The sequence below is a fragment of the Streptomyces sp. NPDC002536 genome, from assembly GCF_053594995.1.
On record NZ_JBSFWU010000053.1, the window covers coordinates 1 to 17,236 of the forward strand.

19 protein-coding genes are annotated in these 17,236 nt (G+C 71.3%); 8 read left to right on the forward strand and 11 right to left on the reverse strand.

The window, feature by feature from the left end:
* The first annotated feature begins 202 nt into the window (after positions 1–202).
* Positions 203–1,435: a phosphoserine phosphatase SerB gene (serB, locus tag ACWD4B_RS20090; protein WP_451422001.1), complete on the forward strand. Its 1,233-nt coding sequence runs from the start codon at positions 203–205 to the stop codon at positions 1,433–1,435.
* A gap of 45 nt (positions 1,436–1,480) precedes the next feature.
* Here serB and ACWD4B_RS20095 read toward each other — a convergent pair whose 3' ends face one another.
* From ACWD4B_RS20095 to fabG, 6 genes are all read right to left on the reverse strand, one after another.
* Positions 1,481–2,002 (reverse strand): SixA phosphatase family protein, encoded by a 522-nt coding sequence (locus ACWD4B_RS20095; RefSeq protein WP_451422002.1) that lies wholly within the window; start codon positions 2,000–2,002, stop codon positions 1,481–1,483.
* Between the two features lie 92 nt (positions 2,003–2,094).
* Positions 2,095–2,313 (reverse strand): hypothetical protein, encoded by a 219-nt coding sequence (locus ACWD4B_RS20100; protein ID WP_451422003.1) that lies wholly within the window; start codon positions 2,311–2,313, stop codon positions 2,095–2,097.
* A gap of 183 nt (positions 2,314–2,496) precedes the next feature.
* Entirely contained in the window at positions 2,497–2,613 is a 117-nt protein-coding gene (locus tag ACWD4B_RS20105) for an SGM_5486 family transporter-associated protein (RefSeq protein WP_336412363.1), read from the reverse strand.
* 33 nt (positions 2,614–2,646) lie between these two features.
* Positions 2,647–3,030 (reverse strand): hypothetical protein, encoded by a 384-nt coding sequence (locus tag ACWD4B_RS20110; RefSeq protein ID WP_451422004.1) that lies wholly within the window; start codon positions 3,028–3,030, stop codon positions 2,647–2,649.
* Positions 3,031–3,221: 191 nt separating this feature from the next.
* A complete protein-coding gene (gene fabI / locus ACWD4B_RS20115; protein WP_451422005.1) occupies positions 3,222–3,992 on the reverse strand; it encodes an enoyl-ACP reductase FabI in 771 nt (256 codons plus the stop codon).
* Between the two features lie 5 nt (positions 3,993–3,997).
* The gene (gene fabG / locus ACWD4B_RS20120; protein ID WP_451422006.1) at positions 3,998–4,717 is read right to left on the reverse strand and encodes a 3-oxoacyl-[acyl-carrier-protein] reductase; all 720 of its coding nucleotides are present in this window, start codon (positions 4,715–4,717) and stop codon (positions 3,998–4,000) included.
* A gap of 229 nt (positions 4,718–4,946) precedes the next feature.
* Here fabG and ACWD4B_RS20125 point away from each other — a divergent pair, with 229 nt between their 5' ends.
* From ACWD4B_RS20125 to ACWD4B_RS20145, 5 genes are all read left to right on the forward strand, one after another.
* Positions 4,947–6,470 carry a TldD/PmbA family protein gene (locus ACWD4B_RS20125; RefSeq protein WP_451422007.1) on the forward strand — a complete coding sequence of 508 codons (1,524 nt, stop codon included), beginning with the start codon at positions 4,947–4,949 and terminating at the stop codon, positions 6,468–6,470.
* Positions 6,467–7,870: a metallopeptidase TldD-related protein gene (locus ACWD4B_RS20130; RefSeq protein ID WP_451422008.1), complete on the forward strand. Its 1,404-nt coding sequence runs from the start codon at positions 6,467–6,469 to the stop codon at positions 7,868–7,870. The genes ACWD4B_RS20125 and ACWD4B_RS20130 overlap by 4 nt, the downstream gene beginning before the upstream one ends.
* A 115-nt stretch (positions 7,871–7,985) precedes the next feature.
* Positions 7,986–9,386 carry a tyrosine--tRNA ligase gene (gene tyrS / locus ACWD4B_RS20135; protein WP_451422009.1) on the forward strand — a complete coding sequence of 467 codons (1,401 nt, stop codon included), beginning with the start codon at positions 7,986–7,988 and terminating at the stop codon, positions 9,384–9,386.
* A gap of 275 nt (positions 9,387–9,661) precedes the next feature.
* Positions 9,662–10,045: a DUF3099 domain-containing protein gene (locus tag ACWD4B_RS20140; protein WP_451422010.1), complete on the forward strand. Its 384-nt coding sequence runs from the start codon at positions 9,662–9,664 to the stop codon at positions 10,043–10,045.
* Between the two features lie 215 nt (positions 10,046–10,260).
* Positions 10,261–10,485: a hypothetical protein gene (locus tag ACWD4B_RS20145; RefSeq protein ID WP_336412380.1), complete on the forward strand. Its 225-nt coding sequence runs from the start codon at positions 10,261–10,263 to the stop codon at positions 10,483–10,485.
* 4 nt (positions 10,486–10,489) lie between these two features.
* On the opposite strand, the gene moaA is transcribed toward ACWD4B_RS20145, so the two are convergent.
* From moaA to ACWD4B_RS20160, 3 genes are all read right to left on the reverse strand, one after another.
* Positions 10,490–11,479 carry a GTP 3',8-cyclase MoaA gene (moaA, locus tag ACWD4B_RS20150; RefSeq protein ID WP_451422011.1) on the reverse strand — a complete coding sequence of 330 codons (990 nt, stop codon included), beginning with the start codon at positions 11,477–11,479 and terminating at the stop codon, positions 10,490–10,492.
* A gap of 124 nt (positions 11,480–11,603) precedes the next feature.
* Positions 11,604–13,232, reverse strand: coding sequence for a solute symporter family protein (locus ACWD4B_RS20155; protein ID WP_451422012.1), 1,629 nt, complete (start codon positions 13,230–13,232; stop codon positions 11,604–11,606).
* Positions 13,229–13,546, reverse strand: a complete 318-nt coding sequence (locus ACWD4B_RS20160; protein WP_390777945.1) for a DUF485 domain-containing protein — start codon at positions 13,544–13,546, stop codon at positions 13,229–13,231. Before ACWD4B_RS20160 ends, ACWD4B_RS20155 begins: the two co-directional genes overlap by 4 nt.
* Before the next feature lie 376 nt (positions 13,547–13,922).
* Here ACWD4B_RS20160 and ACWD4B_RS20165 point away from each other — a divergent pair, with 376 nt between their 5' ends.
* Together ACWD4B_RS20165 and ACWD4B_RS20170 are read left to right on the forward strand one after the other, a co-directional pair.
* The gene (locus ACWD4B_RS20165; protein WP_451422013.1) at positions 13,923–14,057 is read left to right on the forward strand and encodes a hypothetical protein; all 135 of its coding nucleotides are present in this window, start codon (positions 13,923–13,925) and stop codon (positions 14,055–14,057) included.
* An 89-nt stretch (positions 14,058–14,146) separates the two neighbouring features.
* The gene (locus ACWD4B_RS20170; protein WP_451422014.1) at positions 14,147–15,682 is read left to right on the forward strand and encodes a S8 family serine peptidase; all 1,536 of its coding nucleotides are present in this window, start codon (positions 14,147–14,149) and stop codon (positions 15,680–15,682) included.
* A 69-nt stretch (positions 15,683–15,751) separates the two neighbouring features.
* On the opposite strand, the gene ACWD4B_RS20175 is transcribed toward ACWD4B_RS20170, so the two are convergent.
* Entirely contained in the window at positions 15,752–16,354 is a 603-nt protein-coding gene (locus tag ACWD4B_RS20175; protein WP_451422015.1) for a lysoplasmalogenase, read from the reverse strand.
* Entirely contained in the window at positions 16,351–17,232 is an 882-nt protein-coding gene (locus tag ACWD4B_RS20180; RefSeq protein ID WP_451422016.1) for a sterol desaturase family protein, read from the reverse strand. Before ACWD4B_RS20180 ends, ACWD4B_RS20175 begins: the two co-directional genes overlap by 4 nt.
* Between the last annotated feature and the right edge of the window lie 4 nt (positions 17,233–17,236).

Consider the following 17,236-nt stretch of genomic DNA (forward strand, 5'->3'; position numbering starts at 1 on the left):
GGCCGCCCGCTGACGCCAGGTGACCAGGACGGCCTGACCGTCCTGTATCCCCGGCTGGGCTCCGGCCCCGTAAGGGGCGCGGGGCTGTCGGATGATGCGGCTCCGCCGCGTGGGCGCGACCAGCCACAGTCGACCCCCAGACGCAGTACAGGCGCTCCCGCTGCGCGGGGCCCGATGGGGGCCGGATACCGTAGAGGGCACCATGAGCGCATCGCAGACACCGCCTGCCAACGCCGTCCCCGGTGACGACGCCCCCACTCTGCTCGTCAAGATCTTCGGCAAGGACCGGCCGGGCATCACCGCCGGCCTCTTCGACACCCTCGCCGCCTTCGCGGTGGACGTCGTCGACATCGAGCAGGTCGTGACCCGGGGCCGGATCACCCTGTGCGCCCTGGTCACCGCGCCGACGGCAGAGGGGGCGACGGAGGGCGAACTCCGTTCCACCGTGCACAGTTGGGCGGACTCGATGCGGCTGCAGACCGAGATCATCTCGGGCCGGGGCGACAACCGGCCGCGCGGTGTGGGCCGTTCCCACGTCACCGTGCTCGGGCACCCGCTCACCGCCGAGTCGACGGCCGCCATCGCGGCCTGCATCACCGGCACCGGCGGCAACATCGACCGTATCTTCCGGCTGGCCAAGTACCCCGTGACGGCCGTGGAGTTCGCGGTGTCCGGCACCGAGACCGAGGCCCTGCGCACCGTCCTGGCCCTGGAGGCCGCCAAGCTGGGCGTGGACGTGGCGGTCGTCGCGGCCGGGCTGCAGCGGCGCGCGCAGCGGCTGGTGGTGATGGACGTCGACTCGACGCTCATCCAGGACGAGGTCATCGAGCTGTTCGCGGCGCACGCGGGCTGCGAGGCCGAGGTCGCGGAGGTCACCGCGCGGGCGATGCGCGGCGAGCTGGACTTCGAGGAGTCGCTGCACGCCCGGGTGGCGCTGCTGGCCGGGCTGGACGAGTCGGTCGTGGACAAGGTGCGCGCCGAGGTGCGGCTCACTCCCGGCGCCCGGACGCTGATCCGCACGCTGAAGAAGCTGGGCTTCCAGGTGGGCGTGGTCTCGGGCGGCTTCACCCAGGTCACCGACGACCTGCGGGAGCGGCTGGGGCTGGACTTCGCGTCCGCCAACACCCTGGAGATAGTGGACGGGAAGCTGACCGGCCGGGTCACCGGGGAGATCGTGGACCGGGCCGGCAAGGCCCGGCTGCTGCGCCGGTTCGCGGCGGAGGCCGGGGTGCCGCTGGCCCAGACCGTGGCAGTCGGCGACGGTGCGAACGACCTGGACATGCTCAACGCGGCAGGCCTGGGAGTGGCGTTCAACGCCAAGCCCGTGGTGCGGGAGGCGGCGCACACCGCGGTGAACGTGCCCTTCCTGGACACGGTGCTCTATCTGCTCGGCGTCACCCGCGAAGAGGTCGAGGCGGCCAACACCCACGAGTGAGGCCGCACGCGCAGCCGGGGCGGCGTCCTGCTCCGGGGCGACGTCCTACTTGGGGTGCGGCGTCCAGAAGGAGACCAGGCGGGCGCTGCTGTGCTCCACGGACTTCCAGGAGCCGGTGACCGCGAGCACCGCGATGGCGGAGGTGGGGAAGCCCGAACGGTTCATCCGGGCCAGGGCGTCGCCCTCCGCGCTGCCGGCCAGGGCGTCGGCCAGCGCGTGCATGCCGGGGTTGTGGCCGATGAGCAGGACGTCGCCGACCTCGTCGGACGTCTCGTTGATGAGGGCGATGAGCTCGCCCGCCGAGGCCTCGTAGATGCGGTCCTCGTAGACCGTGCGGGGGCGGCGCTCCAGCTCGTGGGCGGCGAGCTTCCAGGTCTCGCGGGTGCGGGCGGCGGTCGAACAGAGGGCCAGATCGAGGGGGATACCGGAACCGGCGAGCCAGCGTCCGGCGGCCGGGGCGTCCTTGCGGCCGCGCTCCGCGAGGGGGCGGTCGTGGTCGTCGACATCGGGCCAGTCGGCCTTGGCATGCCGGAGAAGGACGATCCTGCGGGTCGGTTCGGCGCTCATGGCGTCCAGCTTCGCACGAAACGGGCGGCGAGGCGCGGGGTGTTGGGAGGCTTGCCCCCACAGGGTGGCGAAGCGCCGTTCCGCGCCGGAGCTCACGGCGCGCGGTGTTCGACTGCGTGCTGTACGAGCTGGACAACGCGTATGAGAGAGCTGCTGCCCGGCCGGCCCGTCCCCTCCCCGGAGTTCGCCGAGGCGCTCGGGGCAAGCAGGGAGAACAGCGCCAGGAAGGCGACCGCGGGCAGCATCAGGGCCCACCACGGCAGTCTGGCCTGCGTCGTGCCGGGGATGTGCGCCTGCCGTCCGGCAGCCATGGGATCGCCTCCGCGTGTTCGGTCCACCGCCGTGTCGCGGTGTACTACGAACCTACGGAGCGCCGCCTCCGTCTCCCATCCGGTAACCCACCCACTCGACCCTGGGGCTGCCCCCACCATCCCCTAGGGGATCAGGGCGAGCGCGTCGGGGTCGAGGGATCGGGGTCGGGGCCGGTGCCGGGGTCAGGGAGAGGCGAGCGTCGCGACGATGGCGATGACCACCGTGATGCCGAGCATCACGCCGAGGATGGTCAGCAGGGCCTTCTGGCCGTTCTGGGGATTGGGCTCGAGCACGGGCATGCGCACAGTGTCCCATCCCCCCGCGCGGGATCCTCACCCGGGCAGGTGACTCACCCAGGCCTGGCGTATCTCCAGCCAGCACCGCTGTGCGAGGGAGACGTGCCGGGCGGGCTCCACGGTGACGGTGGCGGTGTCCATGCCGGGGTCCCACCACCGGGTGCACTGGACATGCAGCTGGACCCGGTCGGGGTTGGCGTTGGCGTTGAAGCAGTCCGCGACGGCGCGGGAGCCGTCGATGCGTGCGCTGCACTCCGCCTCAAGCGGCTGCCCGGCCCGTACGGAGCGGTGCGGTGCGACGGGCACGGCGGCCGCGGCGCCGGAGCCGGCCACGGCCCAGGCCGCCAGCAGAACCGCCGCCGTCCGGCGGAAGCGGGATGCGAAAGGGAATACGAAAGGGGATGCGAAGCGGGATGCCATGTCGCACCTCCTCGCCACGGATGCCCGTCGGAACCTCCCGGTCCCCCCAGTGTGCGGGCCGCGGGCGCAGTTCTCGACTCGAACGGCTCTCGAATCGAACACACGCAGCGGCAGCACGGACGGCAACGGCCGCGGGGCCGTCCACCGCTCGGTGGACGGCCCCGCGGCCGTGCAGACCTCCCCGGAGGGGGTCAGGCGCCCATCATGTGCACGCCGCCGTCGACGTGCACGATCTCGCCCGTCGTGCGCGGGAAGAAGTCGGACAGCATGCCGACCACGCCGCGGCCCGCCGGCTCCGGGTCGGCCAGGTCCCAGCCGATCGGGGCGCGGTGGTTCCACACGTCCGCGAGATCCTCGAAGCCCGGGATGGACTTGGCGGCCATCGACTTGATCGGGCCGGCCGAGACCAGGTTGCAGCGGATGCCCTTGGGGCCGAGGTCGCGGGCCAGGTAGCGGTTGGTGGACTCCAGGGCCGCCTTGGCCACGCCCATCCAGTCGTACTTCGGCCAGGCGATCTGCGCGTCGAAGGTCAGGCCCACGATGGAGGCGCCCTCGCCCATCAGCGGCAGCAGGGCCATGGCCAGCGACTTGTAGGAGTACGCCGAGACCTGGACGGCCGTGGAGACGTCCTCCCAGGTGCCTTCCAGGAAGTTGAAGGCGCCCTGCGGGCCGAAGGCGATCGAGTGCACGATGCCGTCGAGGCGGGCGTCCTCGCCCAGGTGCTCGCGGACCTTGTCCGCCAGCCCGTCGAGGTGCTCCTGGTTGGTCACGTCCAGCTCGATCACCGGGGCCTCCTTGGGGAGGCGCTTGGCGATGCGCTCGACCAGGGAGAGCCGGCCGAAGCCGGTGAGGATGACCTCGGCGCCCTCGTTCTGGGCCACCTTGGCGGCCTGGAAGGCGATCGAGGCCTCGGTGAGGACACCCGTGACGAGAATGCGCTTGCCTGCGAGGATTCCACTCATGTCGATCAGTGACCCATGCCCAATCCGCCGTCGACAGGAATGACGGCTCCGGTGATGTATGCGGCGTCCTCGGAGGCGAGGAAGCGGACCGAGGTGGCGATCTCCTCGGGCTGCGCGTAGCGCGCGAGCGGCACCTTGCTCGTGATGTCCTCCCGCTGCTCGTCGGTCAGCACACGGGTCATGTCCGTGTCGACGAAACCGGGGGCGACCACGTTGACGGTGATGTTGCGGGAGCCCAGCTCACGCGCGAGCGAACGGGCGAAGCCGACCAGGCCGGCCTTGGAGGCGGCGTAGTTGGCCTGGCCCGCGGAGCCCATCAGGCCCACGACGGACGAGATCAGCACCACGCGTCCCTTGCGGGCCCGCAGCATGCCCTTCGACGCACGCTTGACGACCCGGAAGGTGCCGGTCAGGTTGGTGTCCAGCACCGAGGTGAAGTCCTCCTCGGACATCCGGAGCAGCAGCTGGTCGCGGGTGACGCCGGCGTTGGCCACCAGCACCTCGACCGCGCCCTGCTTCTCCTCGATCTCCTTGTAGGCCTGCTCGACCTGCTCGGGGTCGGTGATGTCGCACTTCACGGCGAGGCAGCCCAGCTCCGTCAGGGCGGCCGGGGGCTCTCCCGAGCGGTACGTGAAGGCGACCTTGTCGCCCGCCTCGGCGAAGGCGCGGGCGATGGCGAGGCCGATGCCCCGGTTTCCTCCTGTGACGAGAACCGAGCGGCTCAAGGGATCACCCTTCCGTTTCGTTCGATCGGTAGTGCTGGATACAACGAATACAACGAAACGTATCGGGTGAGATCGCCGGAGAGACAATCGAGCAGCGACAGGGGCGCACGGGGGATGCTGTTGGATCTCTACAGAAGTCACCCCGGAAACTCCCGGGTCCGCGGGAAACGCCCTGCACAGCGCGGCCGCCGGACGGCATGATGCACAGCGACGACCACCGGGAGGACCTGTGCCCCACGCCATCGACGCCTCGTTCCTGGCGCTGCCCCTGCGACCACTGGCCGATGCCGCCCTCGCCCGCGCCCGGGCGCTGGGCGCCGAACACGCGGATTTCCGCCTCGAACGGGTGCGCAGCGCCTCGTGGCGGCTGCGCGACGCCCGGCCCGCGGGCTCGGCGGACACCACCGAGCTGGGCTACGCGGTCCGGGTGGTGCACGGCGGGACATGGGGCTTCGCCTCGGGCGTCGACCTGACCATGGACGCCGCTGCTCGGGTGGCCTCGCAGGCCGTCGCGATGGCGAAGCTCTCGGCGAAGGTGATCGCGGCCGCCGGTTCCGACGAGAAGGTGGAGCTGGCGGACGAGCCCGTGCACGCGGAGCGCACCTGGGTCTCCGCCTACGACGTCAACCCCTTCGACGTGCCCGACGCCGACAAGACCGCTCTCCTCACGGACTGGAGCGCACGGCTGCTGCGGGCCGAGGGCGTGGCACACGTCGACGCCTCGCTGATGACCGTGCAGGAGAACAAGTTCTACGCGGACTCGGCGGGCACCGCGACCACCCAGCAGCGGGTGCGCGTGTACCCGCAGCTGACGGCCGTCGCCGTGGACGAGGGCACCGGCACCTTCGACTCGATGCGCACGCTCGCGCCCCCCGCCGGCCGCGGCTGGGAGTACCTGACGGGCACCGGCTGGGACTGGGACGCCGAACTGGCGGAGATCCCCGCCCTGCTGGCGGAGAAGATGCGCGCGCCGAGCGTGCAGGCGGGCGCGTACGACCTGGTGGTCGACCCCTCCAACCTCTGGCTGACGATCCACGAGTCGATCGGTCACGCCACCGAACTGGACCGCGCGCTGGGCTACGAGGCCGCGTACGCGGGCACGTCCTTCGCCACCCCCGATCTGCTGGGCACCCTGAAGTACGGCTCGGAGATCATGAACGTGACCGGCGACCGCACGGCCGAGCACGGCCTGGCGACCGTGGGCTACGACGACGAGGGCGTGGCCGCCCAGTCCTGGGACCTGGTCCGGGACGGCGTGCTCGTCGGCTACCAACTGGACCGGCGCATGGCCCGGTTGACGGGCCGGGACCGCTCCAACGGCTGCGCCTTCGCGGACTCCCCCGACCACGTGCCGGTGCAGCGGATGGCGAACGTCTCGCTGCAGCCGGCCACGGACGGCCCGTCGACCGAGGAGCTCATCTCGGGCGTGGAGCGCGGGATTTACGTGGTCGGTGACCGTTCGTGGTCAATTGATATGCAGCGCTATAACTTTCAATTCACAGGCCAACGCTTCTACCGCATCGAGAACGGCCGGCTGGCCGGGCAGTTGCGCGATGTCGCGTACCAGGCGACCACGACGGACTTCTGGGGCTCGATGCGTGCCGTGGGCGGCCCGCAGACGTACGTCCTGGGCGGGGCGTTCAACTGCGGCAAGGCGCAGCCGGGGCAGATCGCGGCCGTTTCGCACGGGTGCCCGTCGGCGCTCTTCGAAGGGGTCAACATTCTCAACACCACGCAGGAGGCGGGACGATGAGCTCTCGTACCACGAAGCCCCACGAGATCGTCGAGCGCGCCCTGGAGCTGTCCCGGGCCGACGGGTGCGTGGTGATCGCGGGTGAGCGGTCGACCGCCAATCTGCGCTGGGCCGGCAACGCGCTCACCACCAACGGTGTCACCCGGGGGCGCAGCGTCACCGTCGTCGCGACGGTGGACGGGGCCGAGGGGACGGCGTCCGGGGTCGTGTCGCGGTCGGCCGTGACGGCCGACGAGCTGGAGCCGCTGGTGCGGGCCGCCGAGGCCGCGGCCCGGGAGGCGGGGCCCGCCGAGGACGCGCAGCCGCTGGTGACGGGGGTGCCGCACTCCCCCGGGTTCGAGGGCGCCCCAGCCGAGACCTCGCCCGCGGTCTTCGACGCGTTCGCCCCCGCGCTGGGCGAGGCCTTCGCGCGGGCCCGTGCCGCGGGCCGGGAGCTGTACGGGTTCGCGCAGCACGAGGTGCTGTCGAGCTATCTGGGGACCTCCGCCGGGCTGCGGCTGCGGCACGACCAGCCCACCGGCACGCTGGAGATGAACGCCAAGTCCCCGGACCGCACGCGGTCCGCCTGGGCGGGGCGGGCCACCCGGGACTTCACCGACGTGGACCCGGGTGCGCTGGACGCGGAGCTGGCCGAGCGGCTCGGCTGGGCGGAGCGCAGGATCGAGCTGCCGGCGGGGCGGTACGAGACGCTGCTGCCGCCGACCGCGGTGGCGGACCTGCTCATCTACCAGCAGTGGTCGGCCACGGCGCGGGACGCGGCGGAGGGCCGTACGGTCTTCTCCCGGACGGGCGGCGGCACGCGGCTGGGCGAGAAGCTCTCGCAGCTGCCGCTGACACTGCGCAGCGACCCGCACGCGCCGGGTCTGGAGTGCGCGCCGTTCGTGCTGGCGGGCAGCTCCGGCGACGACGCGTCGGTCTTCGACAACGGTCTGCCGCTGGCGGCCACGGACTGGATCCGCGAGGGCGTGCTGGAGCACCTGCTCACCACGCGGCACACCGCGGGGCTGACGGGCCTGCCGCTCGCCCCGTTCACGGACAACCTGATCCTGGAGGGCGGCGGCACCCGGTCGCTCGCGGAGATGGTGGCCGCGAGCGGGCACGACGGGCCCGTCCTGCTGCTGACGTGCCTGTGGTACATCCGCGAGGTGGACCCGGCGTCGCTGCTGCTGACCGGGCTGACCCGGGACGGCGTCTACCTGGTGGAGAAGGGCGAGGTCGTCGGCGAGGTCAACAACTTCCGCTTCAACGAGTCCCCGGTGGACCTGCTCTCCCGGGCCACCGAGGCGGGGCGCACCGAGCGCACCCTGCCGCGGGAGTGGAACGAGTACTTCACCCGGACCGCGATGCCGGCCCTGCGCATCCCGGACTTCAACATGAGCTCCGTGAGCCAGGGGGTCTGACCGGGGCCGACAGGGTCCGGCCGGGCGGGCGGAGCCGGGGACGGCATGGGCGCGGAGCAGGCCGAATAGACTGGTCGCGTCCATGTTGTCCGCTCTCTCTTCCGTCAGGAACGCCATGACACGCCTCGGCGAATCCGTCGCCCGCGCCAGCGAGCTCCTCGCGCAGGATCTCTCCTCCGACTCGACCGTGCAGCAGTTGCTCACCGAGACCAAGGCGCGTCGCTATCTGGACCTGTCGGACCTGGCGGCGAAGGAGCAGGCGGAGCTGATCGCCTCGCGCACGGTCGAGGTGCTGCCGGGCGTCGCCAAGCTGGCCGAGCGGATCGAGGCGCGGGCCGCCGAGGGCAAGGGTCTGCACATCAAGCTGGGCATCGACCCGACGGCCACGGACGTGCACCTCGGGCACGCCGTGCCGCTGATCATCCTCAGCCGGTTCCAGCGGCTGGGCCACGACGTCACGCTGATCATCGGCGACTTCACGGCCAAGATCGGCGACCCGTCGGGCCGTACGGCCGAGCGCCCGCCGCTGACCGACGAGGACATCGCGCAGAACCTGGCCACCTACCGCGAGCAGGTGCGCCCGTTCTTCGACTTCGAGAAGGTCAGCTTCCGGCAGAACAGCGAGTGGCTGGCGCCGTACACCTTCCCCGAGCTGCTGGGGCTGCTGTCCCAGGTGCCGGTCTCGCAGCTGCTGCAGCGCGACGACTTCCGCAACCGCCTCGCCGCCGGCTCCGGTCTGACCATGACGGAGCTGCTCTACCCGATCGCGCAGGGCCTGGACTCCGTGGCCCTGGAGTGCGACGTGGAGCTCGGCGGCGCGGACCAGCTGCTCAACCTGCAGATGGGCCGCAAGCTGATGGAGGTCCACCGGCAGAAGCCGCAGCTCGTGGTCACCATGCCGCTGATCGAGGGCACGGACGGCACGGGCGCGAAGATGTCCAAGTCCAAGGGCAACTACGTCGGTCTGTCGGCCCCGGCCGACGACGTCTTCGGCAAGATCATGTCGGTCCCGGACCGGCTGATGGAGCCGTACCTCAAGGCGTGGACGGAGTGGACGGACGCGGAGATCGCGCTCGTCGCCTCCCGCGTCGAGGACCGGTCGCTGCACCCGATGGACCTGAAGAAGGTGCTGGCGGGCGAGGTCGTGGCCGCGCTGTACGGCGTCGAGGCCGCGATGGCGGCGCGGGCCGGGTTCATCGCCCAGTTCTCCAAGAAGAGCTTCACCGACGTCGAGACGCCGGTGGTGGAGCTGTCCGAGCACGGTGCGGAGCCGGCCACGGCCGTGCTGAGCAAGGTGCTGGGCTTCCAGCCGAGCGCCTCGGCGGCGCGCCGGGTCGCCAAGCAGAACGGGCTGCGGCTCGTCATCGAGTCCGACGGGGGCCAGGAGGCCGTGGTCCTGCCGGAGGCGGAGGCCATTCGCCCGCTGGGCGAGGTTGTCGCGGAGGCGGTGGCCAAGGTGGACGGGGCCGCGCGGGTGTACCTGAAGGCCGGGCGCAAGCTCGCCGAGTTGCGCTAGCGCTCCGCTTCGGTGGGCGGTCCGGCAAGTGCGGGTCGTCGGTGGCTGGTCGCGCCCACGCGGCGGAGCCGCATATGTCAACAGCCCCGCGCCCCTGACGGGGCGCGGCCTACCGCGTGCGTCGCAGTCCTCCGTACGCCGTCTGTGCACGTCGGGCGCCCATCGGCGGGCCACCCTGAGGGTCCCCCGGTCTCGTGCCGTTCCGGGTTGCGGCGTAACGTGGAATACGTCCCGGGGTACGGGGTTTCGGCTCGGCTGTCGGGTGGTGGAATGTGATGCGGAAGCACGGCGGTACGGAGACCTTCCGGATCACGGGGGCCCGGCACGGGCTGACCGAGGACGTGCGGGGGCGGCAGCGCCGGTACGTCATCTCGATGGGCATCCGCACGATCTCCGTGGTGCTGACCGTGGTGCTGTGGAACGTCGAGCGCTACGTGGCGATCGGCACGCTGATCCTGGGTGCGCTGCTGCCGTACGTGGCCGTCGTGATCGCCAACGCGGGCCGGGAGAACGCCCCTTCGCTGCCGGGGACCTTCATTCCGCGGCCGATGCGGCCGATGCTGACGGAGGGTCACCACGAGCAGGGTCCGGGGATGGCGGAATCCGTCCCGGAAGCCGGGCAGCCCGAATCCGGCGATCAGCGCCGTGACCACGGCTGATGCTCTGCATCCGGCCAACGGGGGCGTCGGCAATCCGACAAGCTCAAGAAAACCTCAGATCAATCATGTGGTTCGGTGCCGCGCGCCGGGCCCCCCGTGACATACTTCGTAGGCGCTCCGCATCCCCCGTCGGAGCGACAGACCGACGCCGGGCGGCTCCCCCCGTGGCTGCCCGGCGTCGCCGTGTCTGCGGGCACCTCCCGTAGGGTTCGGGTGTGAACTCCCCCGAAAATGCCGTGATCTGTTCCGCGAAGGGCTGCCGTGCGGCGGCCGTGTGGGTACTCGCCTGGAACAACCCGAAGTTGCACACCCCGGATCGCCGCAAGACGTGGCTCGCGTGCGGCGAGCATCGGGACCACCTGTCCAACTTCCTTGCGTTGCGGGGGTTTCTGAAGGAAGTGGTGACGCTGGAGGAGTGGGAGGGCCGCGGCGCCCCGTAAGGGGCTAGCCCCCGATCGCCGACATCGGGCGGGCCGGCTGAAGGAACTCCGGGGCGTCCAGCCCCGACCCCGCCTTCTTGCCCCGCATCGCGCGGCGCCACAGCTCCGCCAGTTCCTCGTCGGACGCCCCGTCCCGCAGCGCGCCCCGCAGGTCCGTCTCCTCCGTCGCGAACAGGCACGTGCGCACCTGGCCGTCCGCCGTCAGGCGGGTGCGGTCGCAGGCCCTGCAGAAGGGGCGGGTGACGGAGGCGATGACGCCCACCCGGGCCGGGCCGCCGTCGACGAGCCAGCGTTCGGCGGGGGCCGAGCCCCGCTCCGCCGCCCCCTCCGGGGTGAGCGTGAAGCGCGTGCGCAGGCTTTCCAGGATCTGCTCGGCGGTGATCATTCCGTCCCGGCGCCAGCCGTGCTGCGCGTCGAGCGGCATCTGTTCGATGAAGCGCAGCTCGTAGTCGTTCGCCACGGCCCAGGCCAGCAGGTCGGGCGCCTCGTCCGCGTTGTGCCCGGGCATCAGCACGGAGTTGACCTTGACGGGCGCGAGTCCGGCGGCCCGGGCCGCGGCCAGGCCGTCGAGGACGTCCTGGTGGCGGCGGCGCCGGGTGAGGGCCGCGAAGACCTCGGGGCGCAGGGTGTCCAGGGAGACGTTGACGCGGTCCAGGCCGGCGTCCTGCAGCGCCTGTGCCGTGCGGGCCAGGCCGATGCCGTTGGTGGTCAGCGAGAGGCGCGGGCGCGGCTCCAGGGCCGCGCAGCGCTCGACGACGGAGACGAGGCCGGGGCGCAGCAGCGGCTCGCCGCCCGTGAAGCGGACCTCGGTGACGCCGAGGAGGGTGACCGCGACCCGGACGAGGCGGACGATCTCGTCGTCCGTCAGCAACTCCGGCTTGGCGAGCCACTGCAGGCCCTCTTCGGGCATGCAGTAGGTGCAGCGGAGGTTGCAGCGGTCGGTGAGGGAGACGCGGAGGTCCGTGGCGGCCCGGCCGTAGGTGTCGATGAGCACGGTGGGGCCCCCTCGCGGAACTGGAACGCTCGTTCGTTCACTGGTTCCGCAGCGTACGCGATGCCCGGAGGCTTCAACACTTCGTGGAATGCGTGGAAGAAGCCCCCGGGCTGCGGGGAGGGCCTCAGTGGGCCCCGTATCCGGTGAGGGCGCGGACCTCGAGCTCCGCGTACTTCCTGGCCACCGGCTCCTCGGCGGACAGCACCGAGCCGAGCCAGCCGAGGACGAAGCCCAGCGGGATGGACACCAGGCCGGGGTTGCCCAGCGGGAACCAGTCGAAGCTCATCCCGGGGAAGAGCGCCTTGGGGTTGCCGGAGACCACCGGCGAGAGGATCACCAGGGTGACGGACGAGACCAGGCCGCCGTAGATCGACCACAGCGCGCCACGGGTGGTGAAGCGCTTCCAGAAGAGGCTGTAGAGGATCGTCGGGAGGTTGGCCGAGGCTGCCACGGCGAAGGCGAGGGCCACCAGGGCGGCCGCGTTGAGGCGGTGGGCGAAGATGCCCAGCGCGATGGAGACCGCGCCGATGACGACTGCCGCGATCTTGGCGGTGAGGACCTCCTCCTTCTCGGTCGTGCTGCCCTTCTTGATCACGTTGGCCCACAGGTCGTGGGCGAAGGACGCGGAGGAGGCGAGGGTGAGGCCCGCGACCACGGCGAGGATCGTCGCGAAGGCCACGGCCGAGATCACCGCGAGGAGCACGGCCCCGCCCGTGGAGCCCGCTCCGCCGCCGACCTCCTGGGCGAGCAGCGGGGCCGCGGTGTTGCCGGACTCGTTGGACGCGATGATCGCCTTGGGGCCGACCAGGGCCGCGGCGCCGAAGCCCAGCGCGATGGTCATCAGGTAGAAGGCGCCGATGATGCCGATGGCCCAGTTCACGGACGTCCGGGCGGCCTTGGCGGTCGGCACGGTGTAGAAGCGGATGAGGATGTGCGGCAGGCCGGCCGTGCCGAGGACGAGCGCCAGGCCGAGCGAGACGAAGTTGAGCTTGGAGGTGCTGTCCTTGCCGTACTGCAGCCCGGGTTCCAGGAAGGCTCTGCCCTTGCCGCTCTTGTCGGCGGCGTGGCCGAGCAGGCTGGAGAGGCTCCATCCGAACTTGTTCAGCACCAGGACGGTGATCAGCAGGGTGCCGGCGATGAGCAGCACGGCCTTGACGATCTGCACCCAGGTGGTGCCCTTCATCCCGCCGATGGTCACGTACAGCACCATCACCAGGCCGACCAGGACGATGATCCAGCGCCGGGAGCCCTCGCCGCTCGCGCCGAGCAGCAGGGCGACGAGCGCGCCCGCGCCGACCATCTGCGCCAGCAGGTAGAAGATCGAGACGACGATGGTGGACGTGCCGGCCGCGGTCCGCACCGGCCGCTGCTGCAGGCGGTGGGCGAGGACGTCCGCCATGGTGAAGCGGCCGGAGTTGCGCAGGGGTTCGGCGACGAGCAGCAGGGCGACCAGCCAGGCGACGAGGAAGCCGATGGAGTAGAGGAAGCCGTCGTAGCCGAAGAGCGCGATGGCGCCCGCGATGCCCAGGAAGGACGCGGCGGACATGTAGTCGCCGGAGATGGCCAGGCCGTTCTGGAAGCCGGAGAAGGAGCGGCCCCCGGCGTAGAAGTCGGTCGCGTCCTTGGTCTGCCGCCCGGCCCAGACGGTGATGCCGAGGGTGATGGCGACGAAGACCGAGAACAAGGTGATGATCAGGGTGCGGTGTTCACCCGCGCCGCCGGCGGCCAGGAAGGTGTGTGCTGCGATGTTCATTCCCCGGCCTCCAGCTGGGCCTTGAGGGCCTCCGCCCGGGGGTCGAGCTGCGCGGCGGCGTGCCGCGAGTACCACCAGGCGATGAGGAACGTGGTCAGGAACTGGGCCAGGCCGAGGACGAGGGCGACGTTGACGTTGCCCGCGACACGGGTGCCCATGAAGCCGCCCGCATAGTTGGACAGCAGGACGTACAGCAGGTACCAGGCGACGAAGGCCAGGGTGAGCGGGAAGGCGAAGGAGCGGTGGGCCCGGCGCAGTTCGCCGAACTCGGGGCTCTCCTGCACCTGGGTGAAGCGTTCGGCCTGGGCGGGGATGGCGGGGCGGGCGGCCTCGCCCTGTACCTTGCCCTTGGCCTTGGGCCTGTCCTTGGGCTCGGCCTTCTCGGGCTCGGCCTTGTTCTCGGGCTCGGCCTCGGTCGGCCCCTTGGGGGTGGTCGATGCCGCGTCGACGGCCTCTTCTGAGTCCACTGCCTCTCCTGGCGGGTGCGTGCGGTGGCGCGAACCGCGTCTGTGACGCAGGTCACGCGCGTAGAGGGACACCGCAGTATGCGACAGAAAGCGGTTCTCCGAATGACGCAGCTCGGGCCCGAGATGCAATACCGGCCGCCCGCGGCCTCGTTGACCTGGTGTGAGCACCGAGCCACCGCTTTCACCGCCGTCCCCCGCCCGACGGCCGTTCGGGGTCGTCAGGTTGACGGCGCCCGTCATCGCCGAGCATCCGGGACGCCCGGCGGCCCTGCTCGCGGCGGGCCGCTGGTACGGGCCCAGGATCCCGCTGCAGCCGCTGAGCATCGACACCCTGCGGCGGCCCGAAGTGCCCTCCTGAGGAGCTTTCTTGGGGAATTCATTGCCCGATTCCGGTGAACGGCGCTAGTTTCACTCGCCCGTGCGTTTTCCGGATGATGTGGAGACCCCATGGATCGTCTGCGTTCCAGACGTCGGCACGCCCTGCTGGCCGTGCCCGTCGGACTTGCGCTCACCGCCTCCCTCGGCCTGCTGCCCGCCGCCGCCTCGGCCGCACCGCAGGGCCCCGGCGCGGCGAAGGCAGCAGCCGCGGAGGACGGCCCGCTGCTGTCGTACGTGGTCAACACCGACCGCGAGCGGGGCACGCTCGCCCGGGTGAAGAAGGCGATCACCCAGGAGCGCGGCACCGTCGTGGTCGCCTACGAGCAGATAGGCGTCGTGGTCGCCCACTCCGCGAACCCGGGCTTCGGTGCAGCCCTGCGCGCGGTGCCCGGGGTGCAGTCGGCGGGCGCCACCCGCACCGCCCCGATCACGCCCGCGGCCACCACGGACGTCGGCAAGCCCGAGAAGCTCAAGCTGTCCGGTCCCGCCGCACTGGCCGCCGCCCGCTCGGCCGAGCCCGGCCAGGAGCCGCTGGAGGGCCTGCAGTGGGACCTCCGCGCCATCAAGGCCGACCAGGCCGCGAAGGTGAACCCGGGCAGCAGGGACGTCACGGTCGGTGTCATCGACACCGGTGTGGACGACACCCACCCGGACCTCGCCCCGAACTTCTCCCGCAGCCAGTCCGCGAGCTGCGTCACCGGCAAGGCCGACACCAGCCCCGGCGCCTGGCGCCCCTTCGACCCCGCGCAGGACTACCACGGCACGCACGTGGCCGGCACGATCGCGGCCGCCCGCAACGGCACCGGCATCGCCGGGGTGGCCCCCGAGGCGAAGGTCTCGGCCATCAAGGTCTCGACCGCGAAGGGCGCCTTCTTCTACGCCGAGAGCGTCGTCTGCGCGTTCGTCTTCGCCGCCGACCACCACATAGCCGTGACGAACAACAGCTACTACGTCGACCCCTGGCTGTTCAACTGCTCCGACGACCCCGACCAGAAGGCGATAGCCGACGCGGTCGGCCGGGCGGCCTCGTACGCCCAGCGCAGGGGCACGCTCAACATCGCCGCGGCCGGCAACGCGAGCACGGACCTGGCGGCCAAGCAGCTTTCCGACACCTCCAGCCCCAACGACACCACGCCGAAGAACCGCACGATCGACCCGGCCAAGTGCCTGGACATCCCTGCGGAACTGCCCGGTGTGGTGTCCGTCTCCGCGACCGGCGTGAAGTCGCTGAAGTCGTTCTACTCCAACTACGGCCTCGGCCGCATCGACGTGGCCGCCCCCGGCGGCGACAACCGTCAGGTCCCCGACCTGCCCGCCAAGGACGGCCGCATCCTCTCCACGCTGCCCGGCGGCGACTACGGCTATCTGCAGGGCACGTCGATGGCGAGTCCGCATGTGGCCGGTGTGGCGGCGCTGTTGAAGAGTGCGCACCCCGACGCCAGTCCGCAGGAGCTGCGGTGGCTCTTGCGGGCGCAGGCGAGCAATCCGGGGTGCCCGGTTGCACCGGCGGACGCCGCTTGTACTGGTACGCAGCACGTCAACAGCTTCTACGGGTACGGCATCGTCGATGCGTTGGCTGCTGTGCAGGACTCCGACGACGACTGAGCGGTTTCTTCGGCTGCGGGTTCGTTGTGGCTTGTCGCGCAGTTCCCCGCGCCCCTTACGGGGCGCGGGTTACGGGGCGCGGGTTTCCGCAGCCTGCAACAAGCCCTCCGTCAGCAGGTATTGGGCCGCCAGATATGTGAGCATGATCCAGAACTGCTGTTGCGGGCGGCTCGCAATGAACGTGTCCGACAGGAGGAACAGCGCGCCGCCCACTGCCGGCCGCGTCCCGGCGCGTGTCGCGCCCAGTGCCATCGTCGTCAGCAGCAGGCTGTACAGCGCCACCGGGACGCGCAGTTCGGCATCCAGGCCCGGCCACAGCAGGGCCAGCGTGCCCGCCCAGGCCGTGCCGTAGGCGGCGGTCAGGCGGCGGCCCGGCCTGCCGTGCTTCGCGAACAGGGCCAGGTAGCACAGGTGTCCGGCCGCGAACGAGCCCATGCCCAGCAGGAACGGCACGTCCCCGCCGGTCTGCAGCAGCGTGTCCCCCGCGCACCCGAAGAGCAGCGCCAGCGCGAGCGGACGGGGGCCGCCGCGCAGCAGCACGTACTCGGCGAGCAGCGGCATCAGCACCGGTTTGGTGGCCCGTTCGATGCGTGTCCGGCCGGTCAGCAGTGCACCGAGGTGGACGCCGGCGGCTGCGGCGAACGCCGGCCGCAGGCTGTGGAGGGCTCTCATGCGACCCGCTCCGGGGCCCTGCGCCGGCGTGCCGGTTTCGCGGCCGCGGGGCCCGGCTGCCACCCCGGCCCGCGGAAGACCCGCCCGGCCCGTTCCCGCCAGTTGTGCGCGGCACGGATGTCGCGGGCGATGGCCGCGTACTCGTGGGTGGCCACGCGCAGCGGGTTGAAGGTGTCGATGTTCTTCGTCAGCCCGTAGACCGGGCGTTCGCCCTCCGGGACGAACGAGCCGAACATCCGGTCCCAGACGATCAGGATGCCGCCGAAGTTGCGGTCCAGGTAACCGCCTTGCGAGGCGTGGTGCACCCGGTGGTGGGAGGGGGTGTTGAGGACGTACTCCAGCGGCCGGGGCAGCCGGTGGACGCGTTCGGTGTGCACCCAGAACTGGTAGACGAGGTTCGTCCCCGAGCAGAAGGCCACCGCCGCCGGGTGTACGCCGGCCAGGATCATCGGGACGTAGAACGGCCAGACGGTCCATGTGGTCCACGGCTGGCGCAGCGCGGTGGTGAAGTTGAACTTGCGGCTGGAGTGGTGCACCACGTGGCAGGCCCACAGGATCCTGACGACGTGGTGGCCGCGGTGGGACCAGTAGTAGAAGAAGTCCTGGGCGAGCAGCATCAGCGGCAGCGTCCACCACAGCACGGGCACGCGCAGGGGCGTGAGTTCGTAGAGCGCGGCGTAGATCGCCACGATCGGAATCTTCCACAGTGCGTCGAAGACCAGGCTGCCCAGCCCCATGCCGATGCTGGTCGCCGCGTCCCGGGTCTCGTACCCCTCGGATTCCTCGTCGGGGTGCAGCCGGTGGCTCACCAGCTCCAGCACGGTGAGCACGGCGAAGGCCGGTACGGACCACAACACGACATCCGGAAGGTGCGGCATGGCG

Coding starts and splice junctions, on each gene's coding strand:
- serB (WP_451422001.1), top strand. CDS start 203: ATGAGCGCATCGCAGACACCGCCTGCCAACGCCGTCCCCGGTGACGAC.
- ACWD4B_RS20095 (WP_451422002.1), bottom strand. CDS start 2,002: ATGAGCGCCGAACCGACCCGCAGGATCGTCCTTCTCCGGCATGCCAAG.
- ACWD4B_RS20100 (WP_451422003.1), bottom strand. CDS start 2,313: ATGGCTGCCGGACGGCAGGCGCACATCCCCGGCACGACGCAGGCCAGA.
- ACWD4B_RS20105 (WP_336412363.1), bottom strand. CDS start 2,613: ATGCCCGTGCTCGAGCCCAATCCCCAGAACGGCCAGAAGGCCCTGCTG.
- ACWD4B_RS20110 (WP_451422004.1), bottom strand. CDS start 3,030: ATGGCATCCCGCTTCGCATCCCCTTTCGTATTCCCTTTCGCATCCCGC.
- fabI (WP_451422005.1), bottom strand. CDS start 3,992: ATGAGTGGAATCCTCGCAGGCAAGCGCATTCTCGTCACGGGTGTCCTC.
- ACWD4B_RS20130 (WP_451422008.1), top strand. CDS start 6,467: ATGAGCTCTCGTACCACGAAGCCCCACGAGATCGTCGAGCGCGCCCTG.
- tyrS (WP_451422009.1), top strand. CDS start 7,986: ATGACACGCCTCGGCGAATCCGTCGCCCGCGCCAGCGAGCTCCTCGCG.
- ACWD4B_RS20140 (WP_451422010.1), top strand. CDS start 9,662: ATGCGGAAGCACGGCGGTACGGAGACCTTCCGGATCACGGGGGCCCGG.
- ACWD4B_RS20155 (WP_451422012.1), bottom strand. CDS start 13,232: ATGAACATCGCAGCACACACCTTCCTGGCCGCCGGCGGCGCGGGTGAA.
- ACWD4B_RS20170 (WP_451422014.1), top strand. CDS start 14,147: ATGGATCGTCTGCGTTCCAGACGTCGGCACGCCCTGCTGGCCGTGCCC.
- ACWD4B_RS20175 (WP_451422015.1), bottom strand. CDS start 16,354: ATGAGAGCCCTCCACAGCCTGCGGCCGGCGTTCGCCGCAGCCGCCGGC.
- ACWD4B_RS20180 (WP_451422016.1), bottom strand. CDS start 17,232: ATGCCGCACCTTCCGGATGTCGTGTTGTGGTCCGTACCGGCCTTCGCC.